We start from the raw sequence: 24,279 nt of genomic DNA on the forward strand, positions 1-24,279 counted from the left end.
GCTCGTGAGCCCCCTCGGTGTCGACGCGAGCTCCGGCAGAGAAGCACGCCGCAGACCGTCCCGCGGTTCCCCGAGGCACCGCCGGCGCCGGCCGCGCGCTCCCGGCGCCGCGAGCGCGTCCCAGGAAGATTACGTCTTCCCAGCTCAAACCCGGTAAAGGCGTCCCCGCGTCCCTGATCGTCGGCGCACCGTTGCGGCCGGGACGACCCGGCGCCCAAGCTGACGGCGAACACCGAGAGGGAGCAACTGTGAGCACTGTTGGGGCGGCCCGGGCCGCGATACGCACCAGCGACCGTTTCCACCGCGGCGCGGTGGCACTGGCGATGGGCGGGGCCCTGCTGATGACCGCGGCCTGCGGCGACGGCCAAGGCGAGCATGGTGACGCCGCATCGGCCGGCGCCGCCGTCTCCGGAGCCTCCAGCGGGGCGGCCGCCGCCGCCTCGGCCGCCTCCGGCGGGGCCGCCGCTGCGGCGACGCCGAGGACATCGACCGCGGTGCTGGACGTGGAGCCGAAGGACGGGGCGCAGGGAGTCGCGCCGACCGCGCTCCAGGTGTCCGTCTCCCACGGAAAGCTCACCGCCGTCGACGTGACGGACAAGGACGGCAAGTCCGTCCAGGGCTCGATCACCCCGGACGGCACCGGGTGGAAGCCTGCCGCCGCGCTCGCCCCCGGCACGGCGTACACGGTGAACGCCCAGGCGAAGGACGGCGATGGTCTGGTCTCCGCGGCCACCAGCGCCTTCACCACCGTCTCGCCCGGCAAGCAGGTTTCCACCAACGACAACATCGCCGACGGCCAGACCTACGGCGTCGGCATGATCGTCAAGGTGGACTTCAGCACCAAGGTCGTGAACAAGGACGCCGTCGCCAAGGCCATCACCTTCGAGACGGACAACGGCACCGAGGTGAAGGGCCACTGGTTCGGCGACAACCGGATCGACTTCCGCCCGGCCGAGTACTGGAAGCCGAACACCAAGGTCACCATCCACTTCCGGCTGAAGAACGTCGAAGTCGCCCCCGGCGTCTGGGGCGACGTCGACAAGGACGAACCGTTCACCATCGGCCGCTCCCAGGTCTCCACCGCGGACGCCGCCGCGCACCAGATGACGATCGTGCGGGACGGCAAGTCCACCACCGTGCCCGCCACCCTCGGCGACGACAAGCACCCCTCCTGGGGCGGCACCATGGTCATCATGTCCAAGGAGAGGGTCACCCACATGAACTCCCAGACCGTCGGCCTGGGCAGTGAGTACGACATCCCCGCAGTACCGCACGCGATGCGGCTGACCAGGTCCGGCACCTACCTCCACGGCAACTACTGGTACAAGGGCGACCCGTTCGGCAAGACCAACACCAGCCACGGCTGCGTCTCGCTCAAGGACGTGGAGGGCGGCAGCGACACTTCCGTCGCCGGGTCGTTCTTCAACAGCTCGCTGATCGGCGACGTCGTCACGGTCGTGAACACCAAGGAGAAGACCGTCGCCCCCGACAACGGCCTCGGCGGCTGGAACCTCCACTGGGTCAACTGGTAGCGGATCAGAGAGGCCGGTCGCGGCGGCGTCCGGCGGATTCGTGGCTGAGGAGGCTGGCCCGGGTACGGCTGGAGGGGTTGGATTGGACGATGACCCCGACGACCTCGGCGAAGTCTTGCGTTCCTGTTGGCGCCGCCGACCCTCGGTGTTGGATTCAGGCGAGCCGGCGACGCCGTCTGAGGCCGGGTCCGATGGTGTTGTAACGCGTCGGGGCGGACCGGGCGTTGCCGAGAACGTCGGGCCGGTGACCGGGGTACGCGCTATTCCGGAGATCCCGAAATGATGGAAGACGAGAGCATTTCATTGCCGATTTCTCGTCAGGTTCTTCCCTTCCCACGAGTTTCGGCGGCGCGCACATCCTTCTTTTGCATTATCCGTTGACTGAGGCCTGTCACCGCTGCTTTTCTTCCGTTCACGGCCCCCGCCGGAGCCTCCGCAGGCCGGCCACCGGGCACTGGTTTCCGCTGCTCCACCACCGCACCGCAGCTCGCCGCTGACACGGCGTCGGTCGACGCCCATCAGCCCCCCACGGCACTGCCGGCAAGCACGGGCCACTCCACCGTTACGCCTCGCGCCCGAGTCCTCGCCGGCACCCGCCCTGCCACGAGCCGTCATCCGGGCCGACCGGCACCGGAGACGGCAGGAGAGAGGAACCCCCACACATGGGCATCCCCCACGTCCGTGCGCTCAGACGAGCGGCCCTGGCCGCCGTCGCGTCGCTGTCCTTCGTCACCGCCGCCCTGATCACCGGCGGTGCCGCCCAGGCGGCGGACGAAGCGGCGTCGTCGCAGAAGGCCTCCGTGACCAACCCGTACAGCCCTGCCTACCAGCACCCCTACCGGCATGGCGTCATGCCCACCATCGCACAGAACGAGAAGATGAAGCAGTGGGCCTCCACTCACCAGGAGTCCAGTGCCAGCGCGGCCACCGGACCGCAGACCCTCTCCTACGGCGGAGGGATCGACGGGATCGGCGTGCAGAGCGGCCACTCCAAGGTCTACCTGGTCTTCTACGGCAACCAGTGGGGCACGCAGACCACGGACGCCAACGGCAACGCCAAGTTCTCGGGCGACTCGGCCGGGGCGGCGGGCGCCACCCAGCAGATGTTCAAGGGCATCGGCACCGGCAACGAGCTGTGGTCCGCAGACCTGACGCAGTGGTGCGACGGGCCCAACGTGGCCGTCGGGGCCACCAGTTGTCCCTCCAACGCGAACTTCGTCCCGTACCAGAGCGGTGGCGTGCTCGCCGGCGTTTGGTACGACAACGCGGCGGCGTCGCCGAGCGCGGCCACCGGGCACCAGCTCGGCCAGGAAGCCGTCAACGCTGCGGCGCACTTCGGCAACACCACGGCGGCGTCCAACCGGGACGCCTACTACGTGATCCTGTCGCCGCACGGCACCAACCCGGACAACTACCAGAACCAGTACTGCGCGTGGCACGACTACAACGGTGACACCACGCTGACCGGCGGCGCGGTCAACTCTCCGTACGGCGACGTCGCGTTCAGCAACCAGCCGTACAACATCGACTCGGGCGCCGGCTGCGGCGTGGGCTTCGTCAACTCGCCCGGTACGCTGGACGGCTTCACGATGACCCTCGGCCACGAGTGGCACGAGATGATGTCGGACCAGAACCCGGCCGGCGGCTGGACGAACCACGTGTCCGGCAGCTCGTACAACGGCCAGGAGAACTCCGACGAGTGTGCATGGCTGTCCCCGGGCACCGCGGGCGGCGCGGCCAACATCACCTTCGGCAGCTTCGGCACCTGGGCCGAGCAGGCCAGCTGGTCCAACGACACCAACTCCTGCGCGATCTCCCACCCGATCGTGGGCGGCGGCTCGACGGGCAACACGGTGAGCGTCACCAACCCCGGCAACCAGACCACCGCGCAGGGCGCCTCGGTCAGCCTGCAGATCCAGGCCAGTGACTCGGCCTCCGGCCAGAGCTTCACCTACTCGGCCAGCGGCCTGCCGACCGGCCTGTCCATCAACTCGGCCACCGGCCTGATCACCGGCACCGCCACCGCCGCCGGCAACTACACCGTGACCGCCACCGCCAAGGACACCACCGGCGCCACCGGCTCCACCAGCTTCGGCTGGACGGTCAACGGCACCGGAGGCTCCTGCACCCCGGCCCAACTGCTCGGCAACCCCGGCTTCGAGACCGGCTCCGCCGCGCCGTGGACCGCGACCAGTGGCGTCATCGACAACTCGACGTCCGAGCCCGCCCACAGCGGCTCCTGGAAGGCCTGGCTGGACGGCTACGGCAGCACCCACACCGACAGCCTCGCGCAGACCGTCACCATCCCGTCGGGCTGCAAGGCCACCCTGAGCTACTGGCTGCACATCGACACGGCCGAAACCACCACGACCACCCAGTACGACAAGCTCACCGTGACCGTCAACGGCACCACGGCGGCCACGTACTCCAACCTCGACCACAACACCGGCTACACCCAGAAGACGATCGACCTGTCGGCCTACGCCGGTCAGAGCGTCACGCTGAAGTTCACCGGCGTGGAGGACTCCTCCCTCCAGACCAGCTTCGTCATCGACGACACCGCGATCCAGACCAGCTGACCCCTGGCCCGTCCGAACGTACGGCCCGGCGGCTCCTTGCCGCCGGGCCCACCCTTTGGGTGGTCGGCCGTCCATGGCGGCACCCGGGAGCCGAGCCGCCGCGGAACCTCGGGCCCGGATCCCACGGCGTGGCCGGCTCAGCGGTGGTCCGGCGAGCGCTCTCGAGCCCTGACCATGGGAACCGGGTCGGCGGTCAACGTACTGTCAAGCGCTGAGCAAGCGCTCGGCAACGCCCTCACGTCGGGCAGCCGCCTCCGATGATGTGGGAGCCAGGGCTGGATGAGGGTTTCGGAGGGCCGAGCGGCATCGGGGTTCGGTGCCGAGTGACCTCGCGGCCTGGTGGGAGGTGCACTAATCTCCTGGCGTGGCGTCCGCAGCCCGCGGCCGGGTGTTCTCCCCACGAGAAGAAGGACGGCGTCAGCGGCTCAGTACTCGCGCACCGACGTGTCGTCACAGATCCGGCTCGATCCTCCGATAGGGAAAGCCCTTTCGCGGAGCGTGATCAGCCACCGGCCACGATCAGGTCGGACGGTCCGGCGCCCCGCCCGCCGGGCAGCCGACCGGCGGCCGGTGAGGCTGGGGAGCAATCCGAGCCCGCCGCCGGGATGAGGAAGCCGGGCAGGCGGTGTCCACGAGCCCGGCGCCGTGGGGGATGGCGAGGCCCGAGCGGTGGTGCGAAGGCGGGCACCGCGACGGTCCCGGTCGGGACAGTCGCCCTGCCGACGACCGCGACGGCCCAAGGGCACGAGGACGGTCGGCCAGGCTCTACCCGGTCGGAGTGGAGGCTACCCCAGGGCCCCGCGCGGCGGGGGTTGGCACCGGCCGTGATCACCGGCCATCCTGATCTGCCTCTACGGGATCGACAGCCCGGTACCGAACTCCGCGAGCGGGTAGGCCACTAACGACGGGCGCTCCGAGACGAGTTGGCCGACCGCCCGCACGCGGAACCACAGCCGGACACGTCGTCGTCGCACATTGAGCGGCATGACGAACCCGGGGGGAAGGGGACAAGGAGTGGCAGGACCAGAGACAGGCACCGGATTCACCGTCGACCCGGACACCGTGTTCCGGGCATCACTGCAGTTCCTCGACACCAAGGACTTCATCTACAACATCGCCGACGGGATCGTCGGAGACCTCGCCTCCACCGCGGGCATGGCCGGTGACGACTCCATCGCCCACTCCTTCGCCGGGAAGTACGAGCCGGCGGCGAAGACTGTCGTCCAGGCGATAGGCAAGGCCGGGCAGGGGATGGCCACCGTGTCGAGCAGGCTCCTGACGATGGCCTCCAACTACCTGGCCGTCCAGGACTCCGTCGCCGCGGCCTTCACCGGAAAGATCAACACGTCGTCCGGTCTTGCCAAAGGCTCGCAGCAGTGCGAGCCGAACGAAGCCCACGCCAGCCTTCCCATGGTCACCGGCAGCAAAGAAGTCCACGAGATTCCCGTCATCGGGAAGTTCTGGCCCCAAGGCGACCCGAAGCGGCTGCGCAGCGCCGCCCAGGTCTGGGAACACTGCGCGTCCCTCATCGACCAGGCGCAGCGCAACGCGGGACTCCACGCGGCGGAAGTGACAGCGAAGTGTTCCGGGGACGCGGTCGAGGGCTTCAAGAGCTACGCCGCCACCGTGTTCAACGCCTGTCCCGCCGGGGGGACGACAGCGTCCTCGAAACTCTCGCTGATGGAGAACATCTCCGCCGCGTGCCGGGAACTGCAGGCCATCTGCAACGAGTACGCGAAGGCGATCGACGACTGCCAGAACAAGCTCATCGAGCTCGGCGTGACGGCCGGCGTGGTCACCACCGCCGGCGTGCTGCTGACGGTTTTCACGTTAGGAGGCTCGGACGCCGCCGCGGCTGCCGCTGACGCGGCCCTGGCCGCTGACGCCGCGGTCGCGGTCGAGGCGCTCGCGACCGCCGAAGCGGAGATGGCGGCGGCTGCCGCCGTCGCCGAAGCCGAGGCCATCGTCTCCTCTCTCGCCTCGCGGCTCGTGGTGCTCGCCGGCACCGCTACGGCCGCCACCGCGGTGGCCGGGGTTGACGCGGCCAACGCCGCACCCGGGGGCCCGGCCGGAGGCGCCCCGAATCCAGCCGGGCAAAGCCCGTTCGCCAATCCCGCCGTCGGTCCGGTTCCGCCCCCTCCCGAGCCGCGCCCGTACCCGCTCTACGACCCGGCGCAGCAGATGGCGGCCAAGACCTGGATCGAGAGCATGGATCAGCGGCCCCCGAACTACGGGACCGCAGACGACCGCGCCTACCAGCTGCGCGTGGCGGGCACGCCGGAACGGCTGGTCTACGGCGCGAACGGGGAGAAGGTGTGGGCGGACGGATTCCGGCCCGCCGACGGCGCGCTGATCGACGCGAAGAACGTCCGGAAGCAGGGCTGCAGTCCCCGGTCCCTCCAGGGGCTCCAAGAGGGGAAGTTCAACGTCAAGTTCGTTCTCGGTGACGACGAGTCCGAGCTGTCCCGTTACCAAGCCGCCATCGACAACCCGGCCAACCACGCCCAGTACCTGGAGGTCGACACCCCCGACCAGGCCACCGTCGGATACTGGCAGTACCTGCTCGCCAAGCACCATGTGAAGAGCAACGTCCGCGTCATCCCCTAATTCGGCAAGGAGCTCCGTTGGACACCATCTACCTCGGCGCCGCACCCGGCACCACCTGGTCGCTCACCCCGGAGGAGGCCGAAGAACACCTGCGCGCCCGATTCCCCGGTATGGAATCCTGGCTCAAGCACGCCCCGGTGAGCGACAAGGACTACATCGACTTCGACGTCGATGTCGACGGCATGGTCCGGCAGTGCAGCTACTTCGAGGACGGACAGTTGATCCTGCGCGACGGCGATCCCGCGGTGTGGGCCGACACCATTGCCTGGTTCCTCGGCCTCCTGCCACCCGACGCCAGGACGGTGGTGATGGTCGCCTCGGATCCGGACAACGTCCGCGTGGTTCCACCAGGCTCCGGCGCGCGGGACATCGAGGCCTTGCTGCAGTCACTGTTCGACCTCGGCTAACGACCCCTCAGAGCACCCTTGGCTGGACCGACAGGGGAAGCGAACTGCGCCCCGCTCCAGAGCACCGCGCGGTGCCTCGGCCGGGAGGTGCTGGCCGAGGCACCGTTGCTGTCAGGCCGCGCGGACGTACTCGCCGCGCCGGTCGGTCAGCACACCAGCACGTGGAACTTGTCGCGCCGTCCAGCACGCGCGAGGCCGTAGAGAAGTTGCCCAGCGTCTCGCCCTGGCTGTCGTTCTCGCTCTTGGGCACCCAGACGGAGCCGCTGTTCGGCGCAGACGTCCTGGCGGCGCCTTCGAGGGTCGTGGCGAACGGGTCACCGGTTCGGCGAGTGCCGGAGCGGCGCCGGAAGAGGCCACAACGGGCGGGGTCAGTCCCCGTGGCCCGGGTGGGTGCTCAGGCAGAGGGCCCAGACGTCGGTGTAGGTGTTCGGCGAGGGGGAGCCGCCGACGTGGACGGTGGCTGTCCAGTGGTCGGGGTTGTCGGTGCCGTCCTCAGCCGGGGTGGCGTCGGCGTCGCTCGGGTAGCTACCGGTGAGGTGGGTGCCGCCGGAGCCGGCCTTCGAGAAGTCGGTCGTCGTCACGTTGCCGCCGCTGGCCGCGGCACCCCCGCTCATCAGGCTCCAGCGGCTGTGGTGCTCGTCGGCCGAGTCGTCGCAACCGACCGTCGCCGTGCCGAGGGTGCCCGCCACGGTCGGTCCGCTCACCTCGGTGAAGCCGACCTTCGTGGTGAGGTTCTTGATCTTGACGTCGTCCCCGGTGCAGATCGCGTACGCGAACGTGGTGTTGCCGCTGTCGCGACCGCCACCGATGCCGCCGACGGCGGTCCACGAGTCGGGGTTGGTCTCGCCGTCGGCCGCGGCCTTCTTGCCGGAGTCGTGGGCGGCGTCGGCGAAGGTCGGGAAGCTCGCGATCGGCTTGAGGCTGCCGACGCTCGCGGGTGTGGTGCGGGCGCCGCCGCCGATCAGGCGGGTGCCGGTCGGGCAGGTGGCCGTGACGAGCCGCGAGTCCTGCGAGAGCGAGGGCCCGACGACCTTGTTCATGACGACCTGGGTGTGCCGGATCCGGTTGCTGTCCAGGCACATCGCGTACGGCGTGCTGGAGAACGCGGGGCTGGAGTTGCTGCCGCTGCCGCCGAAGGCGAGCCAGTGGGTGACGTCCCGGCCGACCACCCCGGGCGTGCCGGTGAACTCGCCCAGGTCGTCCGCGCCGGGCGCGATGCCCATCACGTGGTTGCCGTTGCCGGCCCGGTCGTCGCCGGTGGTCTGGGTGATCCCGCCGCCGGAGACGAGCCCGTCCTCGCAGTCGGCGTGTGCCGAGACGCCGGTGAAGGGCGTCGCCGGGCCGGTCGTGGCGCCGGGATTGGCCACCGTGACGCTCGCGGAGTCGGCGTACGCGAGGTTCGGGGCGGTGAGGGCGAGCAGTGCGCCCGGGACGGCTGCCTTGGCCAGAAGAGAGAGTCTCATTGTCAGTGCCTTCCGGTGGTTCAGACGCCGTCGTTGGCGCACAGGGCCCAGACGTCGGAGTGGGTGGTCGTCGAGCCCATGCCGCCGGTGTGCGTGAAGGCCGTCCAGGAGGCCGCCGTGGAGGTGCCGTTGGCGACCGGGTTGCCGCTGGAGTCGCTCGGGTAGCTGCCGTTGAGGTGGTCGCCGGCCGAGCCGGGGCCGGTGAAGTCGATGGTGGTGACGGAGCCGCCGCTGACGGCTGCGCCGCCGGCGATCAGGTTCCCGTCGCCGGTGCCGCAGGTGGCGGTGGTGTTCTGGCCGGTGCCACCGGTGCTGGGGCCGGCGGCCTCGGTGAAGCGGACCTTGACGGTGACGCCGCTGACATTGATCCCGCTGCCGCTGCAAATGGCGTATGCGTATGTCTCGTTGGTGGAGTTGGTGCTGTTGTCCCAGCCGACGGCGCTCCACGCGTTCGGGTTGGTGTCGCCGTCGGCGGCGGCCTTCTTGCCGAAGTCGTGGGCGGCGTCGTTGAAGGTGGGGAAGCTCGCGATCACCTTCAGGTTGCCGGTGTTGCTCGGGGTGGCGAGCGCGCCACCGCCGAGCAGGGCCGTGCCGGACGGGCAACTCGCCGTCACCAGGCCGACGATGGCCGCGCTGGTGGGCGTGTTGGCCTTGTTCATCACCACCTGGGTGTGGTTGATCAGGGTGCTGGTCAGGCACAGCGCGTACGGGGTGGTGGAAAAACCGGAGTTGACCTGGCCGCCGCTGCCGCCCTTGGCGATCCAGTACGCCACGTCGGTGCCGACGACGCCGGTGGTGCCGGTGTACTCGGTGCTGCCGTCGGAGCTGGGTTCGGTGCCGAGGACGTGGTTGCCGTTGGAGCCGGTGCCCGTGCCGTTGGTCTGGTCGATCCCGCCGCTGGAGACGAGGCCGCTGGCGCAGTGGGCGCTGGTGGAGACGGAGGAGTCGATCGCGGTGGGCCCGCTGGTGGCCCCGGGCGTCTGGACGGTGACGGCGACGCTGTTGGCGGCGGCCGTGCCCGGCGCCACGAGGACGAGCAGCGCGCCGACGACCACCGCCGTGCCGGCGGAGGTGAGGCGGCGGGTCGGGGCGGCGTCCTTGGTGTGGCGGGAGATCGGGAGTGAAGGCATGAGGGTTCCTCCAGGTCGGGTGTCGCGGGGGGCGGACCGATTGAAGCAACGACCTGATGGTAGGGACTACTGGTGCCCGGCACAGGGCACGTCTCCCCGAACTGGTTGATTCACCAACTGGCCCGCCCTGGATCAGGAGTTACTGACTTGGGCTCAGCAAAGTGAGGTCGGGGTGTCGAGGGTCAGGCCGGTGACGGCTATGAAGCCGTTGAGGGTTGCGGGACGGTATTGGAGGACTTCTGTCCGGCGTCGTCGTCGCCGGCCATGCCCGCGACATCGTCCAGGGAGAACACCAGGTTGCGGTAGAGCAGAGCGGCCGAGTCCTGCAGATCGGTGAAGCCGGCGGACGAGAGGATCCGCTGGCCCGGTCCGGTAACCGAGGGCGGTCCGTCTGCGTGGCCCGCCCCAGCGCCCGCCGCGCAGCCCGCCTGACAGCTGCATGCCCCGAAGGGGTGGCCCGGCCACATGGCCGGGCCATCCCATGCCGGAACCACCGAGGACGATTCCAGCGGGCACTACCCACAGTGACCGAATTGAGGTCTGCCCGAACCGGGAATAGCCTGGAAACACCGAGAGTTGACGGGTGCCGGTGGCCCCCGCCCCCTCGATCGGCACTGCGTCCATTCGCTGGGGGCGCGCGATGACAGACCACCCGGCACGGGCCCTGGCCGTCTGTACTCCGGGGCACGGCGAACTCCACCTCTTCACCGGCGCGGACGACGGCGGTGTGCGGTACCGGACGTTCGACGGCAGCTGGACCGCCTGGCGGGCGCTGGGCCGTCCCTGGCCCTCGCCCGGGGCTCCCGGCTTCAACTGGCTGAGTGCGACGGCGGTCGAGGGCGGTCCGGTCGAGGTCTTCGCCCTCAGCGCCGACGGTGAACTGTGGCGCCTGCGCCCGGGCGCTGAGGAGCGGCCGCACTGGACGCCCCTCGGCGCCCTCGCCGGGGAAGGCGCGGCCACCGGTTTCGCGGCCGTGCCGCGCCGGCCCGGTGAGCTCCACTTCGTACTGGACACGAACGTCCGGGGCTGGGAGTTCGTGCACTGGCACCCGCGCGAGGAGCCGATCGTGCTCCGAGCGGGCGAGCGGGCGCCCGGGCTCACGGCGACGGTGGCCGTCCCACCCGGCCGGGTCGACCTCCTCGTCGCCGACATCCTCGAACGGCGCCTGCGCCGTCGACGCTTCGTGAGCGACGCTCCACCGGTGCACGAGCCACCCGGGTGGGAGGAGCTAGGCCCCCTGCCCGACGGGGACGAACAGTCCTTCACCTGTCTCACCGCGACGGAGCGTGACGTCTTCCTGGGCGGCGACCGGGGCCTGTGGCACTCCGCCCTGGAACCCCGGCTCGGCTGGGAGCACCTCGGCGGCGACCTCACCACCCACGGCGCGGCGGGCCCCCGGCTGGCCGCCGTCGCCTCCGGAGGCGGCCGGACCGACGTGTTCGCCGTCTGGGCCGATGCCGCGCTGATGCACCGACGGTTCGACACCCGCTGGCAGGACTGGCAGCTCCTCGACCTGCCGAGCGCGGCCGCGCTCAGCTACCCCGTGCTGCGCCCGGACGACCTGGTCACCCTGACCGTCCGCAGCCAGGGCCTGCAGGAACGGACCGCGCCGGACGGCACGGTGCAGCTGGTGGCCGGTCCGGGCGGCGGCAGCCTGCTGGTGGACCTGCCCCCGCAGCACCTGGCCGAGACCGTGGTGGAATCCGGGCAACCGCCCCAGGGCTTCCTCGCCGGACCGTCCACCCTGTGCTTCGCCGTCGGCCCGGACCCGGTCACCCTCACCGTGACCGGCCTGCTCGACGCGATGAACCGGCTGCCGCTGGTCACCACGGCCTCCGCCGCCGCCGACCCCGTGACCAGGCTTGAACTCCCCTGGAACCTGCTGCTCGCCGTACAACCGGACGCCAGGTGCACCCACCGGACCCTGCCCGCCACCGGCTCGGCCGGCGGCACCGAGCTGTGGCACAGCCACGTCGCCGGCCCCGGCGGACACCTGACCGCGCACCCCGTACAGTCCCTGGCCGACGGAGCCGACCACGGGACTCCGCTGGACACCTGGTACCAGACGATCGTCACGACCGCCGGCCAGAACCCCGGTCATCCGCTCACGGTCGACCGGCTGATCCTGAGCGCCTACGGCGCCCGGTTCTCCGCCGCCGCCCACTGGCCCGGGCTGGAGTGGGCCCAGGACGCCGCGCTCGGCCGGGACTTCCACGTCAAGGTGTCCGTCCCCGGTGCGCTGTTCCCGTTCGGCCACCGGGCCGCCTACATCGAGGTGTCCGACCGCCGGTTCGACGGCACCGACCCCGCCGTGGCCGCCCTGCACCGGAGGGCCTTCCTGATCGTCACCGAGCCCGTCCGCGACGACTACGGCATCGGGGCGGGCGGCCCGCACGAGCGCAGGTTCCCGTTCCAGCGAGTCGCGATCGACCCCGGCCAGACCGACGACCTGGACGACGCCTCCTGGATCCCGCTGGACTCCTCGGCCGGCCCGCCGCGGTGTTTCTGGCCGACCCGCGGCCGGGTACCCGTCGTCTTCGCCCTCCAGGCGACGGCCGGGCAGCAGGACGTGGAACTGAACCTGCCGCTGCTGTTCGTCGAGGACGCCGCGACCGGCGCCGCCTACGGCGCGACGCTCGACGGGATCTACGGGAACGGCCCCAACACCGGAGACTTCGCGGACCTCGGTCGGCCCCTCTCGGACATCGGCACCCGCCTCCCGCTCGCCATGGAGTCCGCGACCCGGGCAGCCGCGGGCGCGGTGCAGGAGGTGCAGTCGATGACCTTCGGCGGGGTCGCGGCCGGGCTCTCACACACCGGGGTCGCTTTCTACCCGCAGGTGACGCAGCTGGCCGTCGGCCTGCCTGCGGTCCGCCAGCTGCTCGGCCCGCTGCCCGCGCTCCCCAGCACGATCTCGCAGGCGCTCGCCGCCACCCCGTCGGGCAGCCCGACACCCGACGCACTGCTCGACCTCGTGACCCCGCAGGCGCTCGACTTCGGGGCCGCCGGGGCGCGCGTCGGATCGCTGGCCGCCCCCAACATGACCGTGACGCAGATCTCGCGAACGCTCGGCCCGACCGTCGCCGACCTCCTCCAGACTGATCCCACGAAGCTGTTCGCCCCGGACGCCACCCTCTTCGGCGTCGTCCCGCTGAGCAGCCTCCTCGATGTCGTCACGGACCCGCCGAAGCTCCTGTGGATCGGCGAGGGCACGCCCACCGTGTCGGCGGAGCTGACCTGGACGCAGGCACTGACGAAGGACGTCGGGCCGTTCCGCCACGGCGCCACGTGCGCGCTGAACCTCGACGCCCGGGCCCAACTGGTGGACGGGAAGCCCGAGATGCACGCCACCGGAACGATCGGCGACTTCACGCTGGTCGTCCCCGGCGAGAACTTCCCGGCGTACGTCGTCCTCACCTTCGGGTCCGTGCGCTTCACCGCCGACCCCGGCAAGCGGCTGAACCTGGACGTCCAGCTGTCGGGCGCCACGCTCGACGGGGACCTGGGGTTCCTCGCCACGCTGGAGAAGTACCTCCCGACCGTGGGCAACGGCGGTCCGCGGATCGACACCTCGGCCACCGCCATCACCGCCTCGTACGCCATCGTCGTTCCCAGCGCCGAGCTGTTGGTGTTCAGCCTGCAGAACCTCACCATCCAGATCCGGGTCACGCTGTCGCTGACCAGCCAGCCCGTCGTCATGGACTTCGCCTTCGGCACCCGGGAGAAGCCGTTCCTGGTCACGGTGGCCGGCTTCGGCGGCGGCGGGTACCTCGAACTCGGCCTCGGCGCCGGAGGTCCGCACAGCGGCCTGCAGCGGTTCACCGGCGGGATCGAGTTCGGCGCTGCCATCTCCATGGACTTCGTCATCGCGTCCGCGGAGGTGCACGTCTTCGGCGGGGTCGTCTTCGCCATGAACGACACCAGCACCGAGATCACCGGCTATCTGCGGATCGGTGGCAGCATCTCCGTGCTGGGACTGATCAACGTCTCGATCGAGCTGACGCTCAGCCTGACGTACAACGCCACCCAAGGGTCGCTGAGCGGTTCGGCGAAGCTCGTGATCACCGTGGACCTGACGTTCTTCTCCAAGTCCTTCACGCTGGAGTGCCACAAGTGCTTCGGCAACTGCCCGGACGCCGCAGGGCTGCGCCGCACCCTGAGCGCCGCCGCACCCGGGCCGGATCCGTCGGTCGAAGCCGCGCTCGGGCCCGGGCCGCCGGGAGCACCCTTCCCCTGGCAGACGTACTGCCGGGCCTTCACGGGAGAGTGACCCATGTCATCACCGACCGGCCTGGAAAGGCAGTTCGTCTGGACCGTGATCCCGGCGGGCCGGGTGGTCACGGTCCCCGGCCAGTCCGAGCCGATGGCGCTGCTGTCCGTGCTGCTGACCCCGCGCCTGCTCAGCCCGGACGCGGACCCGCTCACCGTCGCGGACTTCGGGATGCAGGGCTGGCCGGAGCGGCTCGCCGCGATGGGCTTCGAGGTCCTCGCCGGCGGGCGGCCCGTCCCGTCCTCGCCCGTCCCGTGCACCGCCCTCGACGGGACCAGCATCCGGTTCACGCCGGACCGACAACTCGCCGCCTGGCAAGCGCTGTTCTCCGACGGTACGGTCGTGGAGCCGTACCGGGCCACTTCCTTCGACGGACGGGGCACCCAGGTGTTCCCGGCCGGCGACGCCGGTACGGAGGTCCGGAGCATCTACACGGCCACCGCCCAGGCCCTGGCCGCGCACCGCGGTGCGGCGCCGGAGAGCCACGCCGGGCTCCGGGCCGCGCTGCGGACGATCGGCGATCAGTGGCAGACCGGACTGCTGGAGCCCGCCACCGGTCCGGCAGGTGCCCCCGCGGACCAGCCGGCGCTCGCCCAGGCGTACGCCTTCTACCGGCGCGACACCTCCGTCACGGCGCCGCAGAGGAGCATGGCGCCTGCGCCCGGGAGCGAGTTCCACCAGACCGTCGCGCACCTGAGCGACCACCCCCTCGTCCTGCGCGCGCTCGGCCTGCTGATCGACCTCGCCGTACCCGCCTCCCAGCTCGCCCCGGCGAACCCGGCGGAGCTGAGCGCGGTGCCGCAGTGGCCGAGCCCCGACCCGAACCCGCCGCCGGGCTGGGCCGCGGCCACCCAGACCGACCTCTCGCCCACCACGGCCTACCTGCTGAAGGGCACCCGCTTCCTGCCGGACTCCGTCGACGGGCTGCCATGGACCACCGGCTTCAGCGAGGGCCTCCTCCCGCTGGCCGGCACCGGTCTCGCGCCCTCCGGCAACACCCGGTTCGAGGTGATGCCCTTCGACGTGGACGGCGCCGCTCTGCGCCTGGTCAGCACGGCCCGGTCCGATGCGTCGACGCCGCCGTCCGGCACGTCCCCGGTCGGGGCGCTGCCCGCACTGCACTCGCTGGGGTTCGCCCTGGTGGACCGGAACCGGGAGGACGAGCACCGCAAGCAGCTGCTGCGGGCGGCCATGCGCAGCACCCCGGCCGGCCTGCTCTCCCCGGCCCTGCTGGCGGACTCCCTCCTGGGCGGCTACCGGGTCGACGTGTTCGACGACACCACCAACGCCTGGCACTCGCTGTGCCGGCGGCGGGTGCACTACACGATCGGCGGCGTGCCGCTCCTGCCCGACGGCCTGCTGGACGAGGGCTGCCTGCGGCCCGGCGCGGTGGTCACCGGCGCCGGCCCGGCCGACGCGCTGTACCTGCACCAGATTGTGGCGCGCTGGGACGGCTGGAGCCTGGTGGCCCAGCGACCCGAGCGGATCACCGACGCCGGGGACGCCATGCCGCCGCCGGTGGTGCCGGCCCTCGACACGGTGGTGGAGTGCGACGCCGGCTCGCTGCCGCGGCTGCGCTTCGGCCGCCGGTACCGGCTCCGGGTCAGGATCGCCGACCTCGTCGGGGGCGGCCTGCACGCCGAGGAGGTCGGCGCCGCCGACGCGCAGACGGACCTCGTCCCGTACTCGCGCTTCGAGCCCCTGCCGCCGCCCGAACTGGTGCCGACCCTGGCATTCGCCGACGGCGACGGCCAGGACCGCATGGTGATCCGCAGCGACCGCGGCACGTCGGTGGACGACTACGCGGTCCTCCACGGATACCGCGCCTACGACCTGCGGCACCTGCTGCCGCCGAAGTGCTCGCTCGCCGTGGCGATGCAGTACGACGGCGCGTTCGACACCGCACTGGGCCCCGCCGCGCCCGCCACGGAAGTGGCGCGGCTCTTCGACGTCGCCACCCGGGCCGACCGCGCACTCACCGACCTCCCGGGCGCGCAGGTCGTCCCCGCCGGACCGGACGTGCCCTCCCCGTACGTCGTCGCGCCCGAGACCGACCCGACGCTGCCCTGGCTGGCCGACCCGAGCGGCTCCTTCGTCGCGATGAACGCACGGCCCCGGCCGATCGACCCGACGAACGGGCAGCCCGGGGCGATCGTGCCACCAGACCAGCCCGTGGTGGCCGTCTGGCAGGGCACCTGGCCCGACCTCCGCTCCGCGTCCGTGCGGCTGACGGCGGCCGCGAGCGGCTGCACGGTGAGCCGACTGGATCCCCGCCACCTCACGGTCGCGCTCGGCCAGGCCGAGCAGGTGACCTTCGACATCCCGTCGTGCGTGCAGTACGGCGACGTCGGGCTGTTCGGCATCGCCCGGTGGCAGGGCGTCGACCCGAACAACCCGCGGGCGCAGGCCTTCCAGGACATCGTCCTCGGCCGGAACCGCCTGATCACGCCGCCGCGGACGGTCACCATGGTGCACGCCGTGCAGCGGCCGCTGAGCGACCCGGGCGGGCGGCTGACGGCGCAGCGGCAACCCGGGGGCAACGACGCCGTCCTCGGCACGGACGGGCTCCTGATCGACATCCCGAGCACGGGACGGATCGACCTCCACGCCGAGTGGACCGACCAGGACGACAGTCCCCCGGCCGCACCGACCGTCCTCCAGCGGATGGCGCACGTCGGCTCGTACGAGGTCCAGCACCTGCCGCCCACCGAGGCGTTCCCGGTGATCCGCCAGGAGTTCGGCGACACCCGCCACCACCACGTGAGCTACGCCGTGACAGCCGTGTCCCGGTTCGAGGACTGCTTCGGACGCGCTCTCGCCGCCGACCCCGGCGCCTGCCTCGCCACCGGACAGCTCGCGGACACCGACGTGCCGAGTTCGGTGCGGCCGCCCGCCCCGAAACTCCTCCACTGCATGCCGTCGTTCTCCTGGACCCGCGCCACCGACGGGCAGCAGTCGCTCATCCGGCTGCGCCAGGGCGGCGGTCTGCGGGTCTTCCTGGCACGGCCCTGGTTCACCTCGGGGGACGGCGAGGTCCTGGCGCTGCTGACCTTCCCCGCCGGGCCGGTGCCCCCCGAGGCACTGCAGTACGTCGCGGTCGCCGGACGCGACCCGATCCGGGACACCGGCGCGCCGCCCGCCGTCCTCACCAGTGCCCAGATCAACGCGCCGCACCGGGCCCAGGTGATCCTGCCCGAGCTGCAGCGCCAGCTGGACGCCGCCGTGTACCAGGTCGAGTTCGACGCCGAGGGCGACCGTTGGTTCGTCGACCTCGACCTGGCGCCGGTGGTCTCCGCCTCGTACTTCCCGTTCGTCCGGCTCGCCCTGGCCCGCTACCAGCCGTACACCGTCCCTGGCGTGCCCGACGTGTCGCAGGTGGTGCTGACCGAACCCGTCCAGCTCGCGCCGCAGCGGCGGCTGACGGTCACCCGCAGCGCGGGGCAGGCGAGCGTTGTGCTGGAGGGCCTCGGGCCCGGCGGCGCCGGGAACGCCGTCCGGACCCAACTCCAGGTCCAGAAGGCCGGGTTGACGGCGCCGGACGGGATCACCGGCTGGTCCACCGTCCTCACGGCGAGCGCCGTCCTCGGGCAGACCAGCCCGATCAGTCTTCCCGACACCGGACAGCAGGCACAGCGTCTCGTCGTCCAGGAGTTCGAGACCCAGCCCGCCCCCACGGGCGCCGACACAACGGGACGACCGCTGTTCGTCGACGTCGTCCCGCTCGGGACGTGGTGAGGGACGGCGCCACGACGAGAGAAGGCGATCATGGCAGAGATGTTCCCCGACACCGGTCGGCTCCAGCTCGCGAACGGGGCCACCAGCGGACTGGTGCCCTTCACCGTGAGCCCCGCGGCGGTGACCTGGGTCCTGCTGATCGTGGCCATCGGCCCGGACTGCGCACCCCTGGGCGGCAGAGCCCCGGACATCGAGCTCCGGGCGGACGCCGGGCTGATCACCGCCGTCCCGGAGGCGCCCGCCACCGCGGACATCCTCGACCGGATCGGGGGACCCCCGGTCGCGACCGCGTCCTGGACCCGCGACGCCGACGACGTCTTCACGGTGCAACTGGCCATCTCCGACCCGGCCGACCGCATCTGGAACGTACGGATCACCAACACCGACCCCGAGGAGCTGGGCTTCGTCTGGACCTCGGAAGGAACCGTCAAGCGGGCCCGGCAGGCGCGGCCCGAGCTGAACACCTCGGTGCAGACCACCGTCTTCACCGGCAGGACGCCCGCGGACATCCTGGTCCCGATCGCCGACATCGGCACCGGGCCGATGGAGTTCACCGCCACGGCCGGTCAGCGCATGGGCGCGGGCTTCGTCCTGAAGAGCTTCCCGGCCGGCCTCGCACCCAACGCGTGCGACAACCTCCAGCTCGGTGTCACGCCTGCGACAGGCACCTTCCCGAGCCCCCCGGAGACCGCCACCTTCGACCTGACCTACCGGGACCCGGTGGATCGCTCGGTGACCCTGAGCCTTTCGCGCATGGAGCAGAAGAGCGGGAAGGACGGCAAGGACGGCAAGGACAGCAAGGAGCCCTCGAAGGACCACAAGGACGACAAGGACGGCACCATGGAGAAATCGCCCGAATCCAGGCCCCCGGGTGGTCTGGCGCCCCAGTCGCCCGCGCACTTCATCCCCCCGGCGCAGCGCCCCGATCTCACGGACAGCGCCCTCAGGGACGAACCCCCCGAACCGGAGCAGGCCGAAGGGTAGGCGCCGCAATGTGGCTGGTGCTCTGCGATCCGGCGGACGAGCCGGCGCTGTGGGCGTACGAGGGGCTGCGAGCGCGCGGGCTGGAACCGCTGGAACTGCTCTCCCCGCAGACCCTGCTGGGCTCCTCCAGATCGGCGCACCGCGTCGACCGGCACGGCGCGGGCTTCGAGATCACCCTGCCCGACGGGCGCGTGCTGGCCAGCCGGGACGTCGACGGCGTGCTCAACCGGGTGGCCTCCGCGCCCTTCGGGATGCTGCCGTTCACCACCCACGCCGACGCCGTGTACGCCCGGGAGGAGCTGAACGCGCTCCTGCTCAGCCTGCTCACCTGCCTGGCCCCGGTCTCGGTCAACCGTCCCTGCGGGTACGGGCTGTGCGGAGCCTGGCGCTCGACCGCGGAGTGGACGGTACTCGCGGCCAGAGCCGGTTTGCCCGTCCCACCGGCGCGGATCTCCGGCAGTCCCGCCGCCGAGCCGCAGCAGGACGTGTCCGGGCGCGGCGACGTCCTGGTGCTCGGCGAGCACGTCTTCGGCGCGCCCCTGGCCCAGGACGAGGAGGCGTACGTCCGGCTCGCCCGACTCGCCGAGGTCGGCCTGCTCGGAGTCGACCTCCTCCGCGACGACGGGCACCCGGCGGTCTTCGCCGGGGCGAGCCCGCTCCCCGATCTCCGCCCCGGCGGCGACGCGTTCCTCGACCGCCTGCTCAAGCACCTCACCGAGCTCTCGCCGGGTTCACCATGATCGTCGTCTGCGGCATCGCCAGCGAGTCGCCGGTCGCCCGGGTCACCGCCGAACTCGACGGACTCGGCCTGCCGTACGCCATGCTCCACCAACGGCACTTCCAGGAGCTGCCGTTCGAGCTGGAGGTCACCGACGCCAGGGTCCGGGGAAGCGTGACGTACAACGGCGGATCCGTCGACTGCGCCGCCGTCACCGGAATGTACCTCCGGCTGATGGACTGGCGCAGGCTCCCCGAGCTCCGTGAGGCGAGCGAGGAAACCGTACGCAGCTGCCGGTCCTGGCACTCAGCCCTGTGCACCTGGGCGGAAATCGCCCCGGGATGTGTGATGAACCGGGAGCGCGCGACGGCGTCCAACCTGTCGAAGCCCCATCAGGCCCAACTGATCCAGCGGTCCGGATTCCGGGTCCCGGAGACCTTGGTGACCAACGACCCTGACCTCGTCCACGAGTTCAGGGCGCGGCACGGCGAGCTCGTCTACAAGTCGATCAGCGGTGTCCGGTCCATCGTCCGGCTCCTCGATCGGGCGGCGATCGAGCGGCTGCCGCTCATCCGCTACTGCCCGGTTCAGTTCCAGCGGTACCTCACCGGCACCAACATCCGGGTGCACACCGTCGCCGGCGAGGTGTTCGCCACCCGGATCGAGACCGACCGGGTGGACTACCGCTACGCCCGCAGCGACGGCGGCCGGGCCCGCCTGTCCCCGTGGCAACCGCCCGACGACCTGGCGGAGCGGTGCCTGCGCCTTGCCGGGCAGCTCGGTCTCCCGCTCGCCGGCATCGACCTGATGCTGGCCGACGACGGCGAGGTCTACTGCTTCGAGGTCAATCCCTGCCCGGCCTTCACCTACTACGAGGCCAACACTCGCCAGCCGATCGCCCGTGCCGTTGCGCTCGCGCTCGCGGGACGCTGAGAAGAGGAGATTCCGATGGCCCAGCTCGTCATCACCGGCCAGATCCGCGGCCAGACCACCACCCTGTGCAACTTCACCATCGCCGTCGACGGCGGCGCTCGCGTCGGACCGGACAGCGTCGTCCTGGACCAGTCGATCTTCACCATCCCGGACACCGACGCGGCGGTCGACATCGAGGCGGCCGCGGTCGACCAGACGAAGTACGGAACGCTCACCGCTCACCTCGACATCGACGCCAACGGCACCGTCCAGGCCACCTTCCCGCCCGGCGACAACTGGCCCCCGCCGACCGTATCGCCGTCCGCGGTCGGCCAGACGGTCATCATGACGGTCCACTTCTCGCCGCTCCGCGACGTCACCGAACAGGCGCGGCTCAGCCTGGACCAGACCGGCAGCGACTACCCGGGCAGCCCGCCCGCCCCGGCGCCCGGCGACATGAGCTTCCGCACCCCCGGCGTGACCCTGCCGCCCGCGGCCTACTCCCCGCCGCCGGCCGTCGCCGACACCACCTTCATCGCCTCGCCGTCGATCGCCGGGGGCGCCATCCAGGTCGAGACCCGGAGCATGACACCCGACGGCGAGGCCGTCGTCCTGCAGCTCCCCGGGGTCGACGCGCCGCAACTGGTCGCCGTCTACTGGCCTTCCGGCGTGTCACGGGACCCCGGCGCATCGCCCGCGTCCTTCCTCGTCTACTTCCACGCGGGCATGGCCCAGAACTCGCCCGCCTTCTACAACGACGCCCGGGACCGCCACGACCCGGCCACGGGCGGCACCTACCCGTTCGGCTGGGACTACCAGTTCTTCGGCCTGCTCAACTACCTGCAGTACATCGACGATCCGTTCCTCGCCAATCCCTTCGCCAAGGGCCTCGCCCTCCAGGTCGAGAACTCGGGGCGCAACGTCGTGCTGGTGCTCCCGCTGATGCGGGTCGCCGGCACGCCCTGCGACGAGGTGTCGTCGTTCGCCGACGCCGACTTCCTCCAGGAATACCTGCCGGAGATCCAGGCCTTCATGTTCCGGCGCACCGGCAACTTCGACTTCGGCCCGATCGGCCGGCTCGCCATGGCGTCCTTCAGCAGCGGCCACGCAGCCCTGACCTGCTTCCTCAGCAACAGCACCAACCAGGCCCACACCCTGTACCTCGACACCCTCCAGGAGGTGTACCTGTTCGACCCCCACGCCGACCTGGTGACCGAGACCCTCGCCCCGCTGGCCCAGGTCGCCGCCTGGGCCGCTCGGGGCACCTCCGGCTCGAAGGTCGCCCGCCTCTACACCCAGAACGCCCCCGCCCAACTCGCCCCGCTGCTCACCCGACTCGGCGTGACCGCCCCCGGCCCCGCGCCCTTTGACGCCGCCACCCCGGACGACCGCAGCTCGCTCACCGCGCTTCCCCTGGCCGCCTGGAACACCCTGGCCACCCAACTCGGCAGCGGCGTCCCGTACGCCAACACCGGCCAGGTGCACCAGGTGATGTCGGCCCTGATGCTCACCGATGCCCTCCGCCGCAGCCAGCTCTGACACCGTCCGGCCGGTCTGCGGCCCCTCGCCGCAGAACAGCCGTGCGTCGGCCAGCCCGGCGGCTCAGGATCGCAACCCCTTGCCCCGGCTGGACAGCAGGAGCAGCACCGGTAGTCGACCTTGGTCTGCCCACGGGGCAGTGCGGCTTGCCGCCGGTCGAAACTGCGGGGCTTTGGTGCTGCGGCTCAGGACAGAGGGCGTTCAGCGCCGTGCGTCGGCCAGGGAATCCCTTGCGGTGCCGAGGTGTCGTTGGCCGGCCCTGAGCCGGTCGGGGTGGTAACCCTGGGGGGTTTCCTGACTCCTGCGGAGGTGTGGCCATGGCGGACATCGTGATCGACGGGGATCGGCTGACGGTTCGGCTGACGGCGTGGGAGCGGGTCGAGGCGCTGCACGGGGACGTCACCGTCCCGCTCGGCGCCGTCCGTTCGGTCGTGGTCGAGGAGCAGCCGCTGCGGGCCACGCGCGGTCTGCGGGCGCCGGGGACCGAGGCGCCGGGCGTCGTCAAGGCCGGTACCTGGCGCAGTTCGGTCGAAGGGCGGCAGTTCGTCATGGCGAACCGGGGTCGGCGCGCGGTGCGCATCGAGCTGGCGGAGGGGCAGGCCGACTTCGACGTGCTGCTGGTTGCTGTGACCGATCCGGAGGCATCAGCCGCGATGGTCCGGGCCGCCGCCGGGCTCTGAGGACGGGCCCGGCGGTTGGCCCGAACGGTGGAGATCGGCGCCGCGGGGAGGTCGAATTCGGTCATCGGCCCTGCGGAATCGGCTGAACTGTCACGGCAGCCCCGCGTCCGGGGCGCCACGGCCCGGCCCCCCGATCAGTGGAGCGAACCCATGCGCACACGCAAGCCCTCGTCCCGTCCCGTGGCCGCTCTGGGCTCGGCGGTCGCACTGATCGCGGTCCTCGGACCGGCCGCGGGCTGCGGCTCCGGCCGGAGCGCGGAGCCGTCCCCGGCCGGTTCCGCCTCCGGCTCCGCCACGGCTGCGACCCTGGTCGAGGCGGGCTCACCGACCCCCTCGGCCGGCGCGAGTGCGCTCACCTCCCCGGGCGACCACGAGGTCTCGTTCGTCGTCAACGGCACCACCACCTACGGCACGCTGCACATCCCGCAGAACTCCTCCGGCGCGAAGGTGCCGGCGGCCCTACTGCTCGCGGGCAGCGGACCGACGGACCGCAACGGCAACCAGCCGCCGCAGCTCATGCCCGACACCCTGGAGGACATCGCCCAGGTCATGGGCGACGACGGGATCATGACCCTGCGGTTCGACAAGTACGGCAGCGGGCAGACCGGCCTCGGCACCTACGCGAGCAATCCGGGAGGCCTGGACCTGAACGCCTTCGTCCAACAGGCCGCCGCCGCTTATCAGTTCCTCGCGGGCCAGCCGGGCGCCGACCCGCAGAAGCTGCTCATCGCCGGCCACAGCGAAGGCGGGATGATCGCCCTGGAGGTCGACCAGGGCGCGAAGCCGGCGCCGGCCGGGCTGGCGCTGTTCGAGCCCCAGGACGAGCGACTGCTCGACCTCGCCACCCTCCAGCTCAACGAGCAGGTGGACGCCGCCGTCTCGGCCGGCCAGCTCAGCTCGCCCGAAGCCACCACCATCAAGACCACGGTCACCAACGCGGTGGCCAGCCTCCGCGCCGGCAAGCCGGCCGACATCACGGGCCTGCCCGCACCGATCGCCGCCGTCTTCCAGGACTTCAACGCCAACCTCGACTTCACCCGCACCGACGACGCGGTGTACCCGCCCGACCTTGCAGCCAAGGTGCCGTCGAGCACCAAGGTGATGGTGACCTGCGGCACCGCCGACACCCAGGTGCCGTGCTCGACCACCGGCCCCCTGATCAGCGCCTTCAAGACGGCCGGCACCGGCGGCCCCGGCCTGGTCACCCTCCAGGACGTCACCCACCTCCTCCAGCCGGCCGGCTCCCCGCCCACCACCAACACCCTGGCCCCCGCCGCCCAGCAGGCCATCCACACCTTCGACCAGCTCTCGGGCTGAGCAGGCGGGGCGCTGCGCGGCAGGACGGACTCACCGCCGCGCCCCGGTGACGCCGCCTCCTTCGCCCCCACTCTCACTCGGGCGCCCGGGTGGCCCGGACGAGGGACTGCAGCAGGACACCGATGGCGAGGGCCAGGCCGAGCAGCAGCCAGGAGCAGCCGGCGAGCGCAGCCGTGCTGGATCCCGGTCTACCGTGCCCGCACCGCCCCCGTCGCTGCCGGTGCCGGCGCGGTGCTGATGCCGATGCTCCGGCCGAGCGCCACTTCCCCATCGCGGTCGTCCTCGGCCACGGCCTGTTCGCGGTGGTGACCGTCGTCCTGGTCCTGCTCACCGCCCTGGGCATCGGAGGCAGCTGAGATGAACCAGCACTCCGCCTTCGGTGTCGAGGCGATAGCGGCGACCGAGG

15 protein-coding genes and 1 pseudogene are annotated in these 24,279 nt (G+C 71.5%); 13 read left to right on the forward strand and 3 right to left on the reverse strand.

The genetic code is table 11. The features are described 5' to 3' along the window. Positions 1-248 precede the first annotated feature (248 nt). The 4 genes from ACZ4WV_RS00325 (at position 249) to ACZ4WV_RS00340 (ending at position 7,125) form a co-directional block, all read left to right on the forward strand. Positions 249-1,532 (forward strand): L,D-transpeptidase, encoded by a 1,284-nt coding sequence (locus ACZ4WV_RS00325; RefSeq protein ID WP_465741193.1) that lies wholly within the window; start codon positions 249-251, stop codon positions 1,530-1,532. Between the two features lie 662 nt (positions 1,533-2,194). Beyond that, the gene (locus ACZ4WV_RS00330) at positions 2,195-4,111 is read left to right on the forward strand and encodes a putative Ig domain-containing protein (protein ID WP_465741195.1); all 1,917 of its coding nucleotides are present in this window, start codon (positions 2,195-2,197) and stop codon (positions 4,109-4,111) included. A 1,014-nt stretch (positions 4,112-5,125) separates the two neighbouring features. Further along, the gene (locus tag ACZ4WV_RS00335; RefSeq protein ID WP_465741197.1) at positions 5,126-6,718 is read left to right on the forward strand and encodes a restriction endonuclease fold toxin-2 domain-containing protein; all 1,593 of its coding nucleotides are present in this window, start codon (positions 5,126-5,128) and stop codon (positions 6,716-6,718) included. Between the two features lie 17 nt (positions 6,719-6,735). Continuing rightward, positions 6,736-7,125, forward strand: a complete 390-nt coding sequence (locus tag ACZ4WV_RS00340; RefSeq protein ID WP_465741199.1) for a hypothetical protein — start codon at positions 6,736-6,738, stop codon at positions 7,123-7,125. A gap of 368 nt (positions 7,126-7,493) precedes the next feature. Here ACZ4WV_RS00340 and ACZ4WV_RS00345 read toward each other — a convergent pair whose 3' ends face one another. The 3 genes and pseudogenes from ACZ4WV_RS00345 to ACZ4WV_RS00355 all read right to left on the reverse strand — a co-directional run. Then, positions 7,494-8,588 carry a hypothetical protein gene (locus ACZ4WV_RS00345; RefSeq protein ID WP_465741201.1) on the reverse strand — a complete coding sequence of 365 codons (1,095 nt, stop codon included), beginning with the start codon at positions 8,586-8,588 and terminating at the stop codon, positions 7,494-7,496. A 20-nt stretch (positions 8,589-8,608) separates the two neighbouring features. Continuing rightward, positions 8,609-9,718 carry a hypothetical protein gene (locus ACZ4WV_RS00350; RefSeq protein ID WP_465741203.1) on the reverse strand — a complete coding sequence of 370 codons (1,110 nt, stop codon included), beginning with the start codon at positions 9,716-9,718 and terminating at the stop codon, positions 8,609-8,611. A 153-nt stretch (positions 9,719-9,871) separates the two neighbouring features. Beyond that, a pseudogene (locus tag ACZ4WV_RS00355) lies at positions 9,872-9,970 on the reverse strand (transposase); the annotation flags it as partial. A gap of 388 nt (positions 9,971-10,358) precedes the next feature. Between ACZ4WV_RS00355 and ACZ4WV_RS00360 the strand changes: the two are divergent. The 9 genes from ACZ4WV_RS00360 (at position 10,359) to ACZ4WV_RS00400 (ending at position 24,229) form a co-directional block, all read left to right on the forward strand. Further along, positions 10,359-13,988, forward strand: coding sequence for a hypothetical protein (locus ACZ4WV_RS00360; protein ID WP_465741205.1), 3,630 nt, complete (start codon positions 10,359-10,361; stop codon positions 13,986-13,988). Between the two features lie 3 nt (positions 13,989-13,991). Next, the gene (locus ACZ4WV_RS00365; protein WP_465741207.1) at positions 13,992-17,723 is read left to right on the forward strand and encodes a hypothetical protein; all 3,732 of its coding nucleotides are present in this window, start codon (positions 13,992-13,994) and stop codon (positions 17,721-17,723) included. 30 nt (positions 17,724-17,753) lie between these two features. Further along, positions 17,754-18,707, forward strand: coding sequence for a hypothetical protein (locus ACZ4WV_RS00370; RefSeq protein ID WP_465741209.1), 954 nt, complete (start codon positions 17,754-17,756; stop codon positions 18,705-18,707). 8 nt (positions 18,708-18,715) lie between these two features. Continuing rightward, positions 18,716-19,447 (forward strand): hypothetical protein, encoded by a 732-nt coding sequence (locus ACZ4WV_RS00375; RefSeq protein WP_465741211.1) that lies wholly within the window; start codon positions 18,716-18,718, stop codon positions 19,445-19,447. Next, positions 19,444-20,358 carry an MvdC/MvdD family ATP grasp protein gene (locus ACZ4WV_RS00380; protein WP_465741213.1) on the forward strand — a complete coding sequence of 305 codons (915 nt, stop codon included), beginning with the start codon at positions 19,444-19,446 and terminating at the stop codon, positions 20,356-20,358. Before ACZ4WV_RS00375 ends, ACZ4WV_RS00380 begins: the two co-directional genes overlap by 4 nt. Before the next feature lie 15 nt (positions 20,359-20,373). Beyond that, positions 20,374-21,876, forward strand: coding sequence for a hypothetical protein (locus tag ACZ4WV_RS00385; protein WP_465741215.1), 1,503 nt, complete (start codon positions 20,374-20,376; stop codon positions 21,874-21,876). 317 nt (positions 21,877-22,193) lie between these two features. Then, positions 22,194-22,556, forward strand: coding sequence for a hypothetical protein (locus tag ACZ4WV_RS00390; protein WP_465741217.1), 363 nt, complete (start codon positions 22,194-22,196; stop codon positions 22,554-22,556). 150 nt (positions 22,557-22,706) lie between these two features. Continuing rightward, positions 22,707-23,873: an alpha/beta hydrolase family protein gene (locus tag ACZ4WV_RS00395; protein ID WP_465741219.1), complete on the forward strand. Its 1,167-nt coding sequence runs from the start codon at positions 22,707-22,709 to the stop codon at positions 23,871-23,873. 122 nt (positions 23,874-23,995) lie between these two features. Next, entirely contained in the window at positions 23,996-24,229 is a 234-nt protein-coding gene (locus tag ACZ4WV_RS00400; protein WP_465741221.1) for a hypothetical protein, read from the forward strand. The last annotated feature ends 50 nt before the right edge of the window (positions 24,230-24,279 follow it).

Source organism: Kitasatospora sp. NPDC029312, from assembly GCF_055569215.1.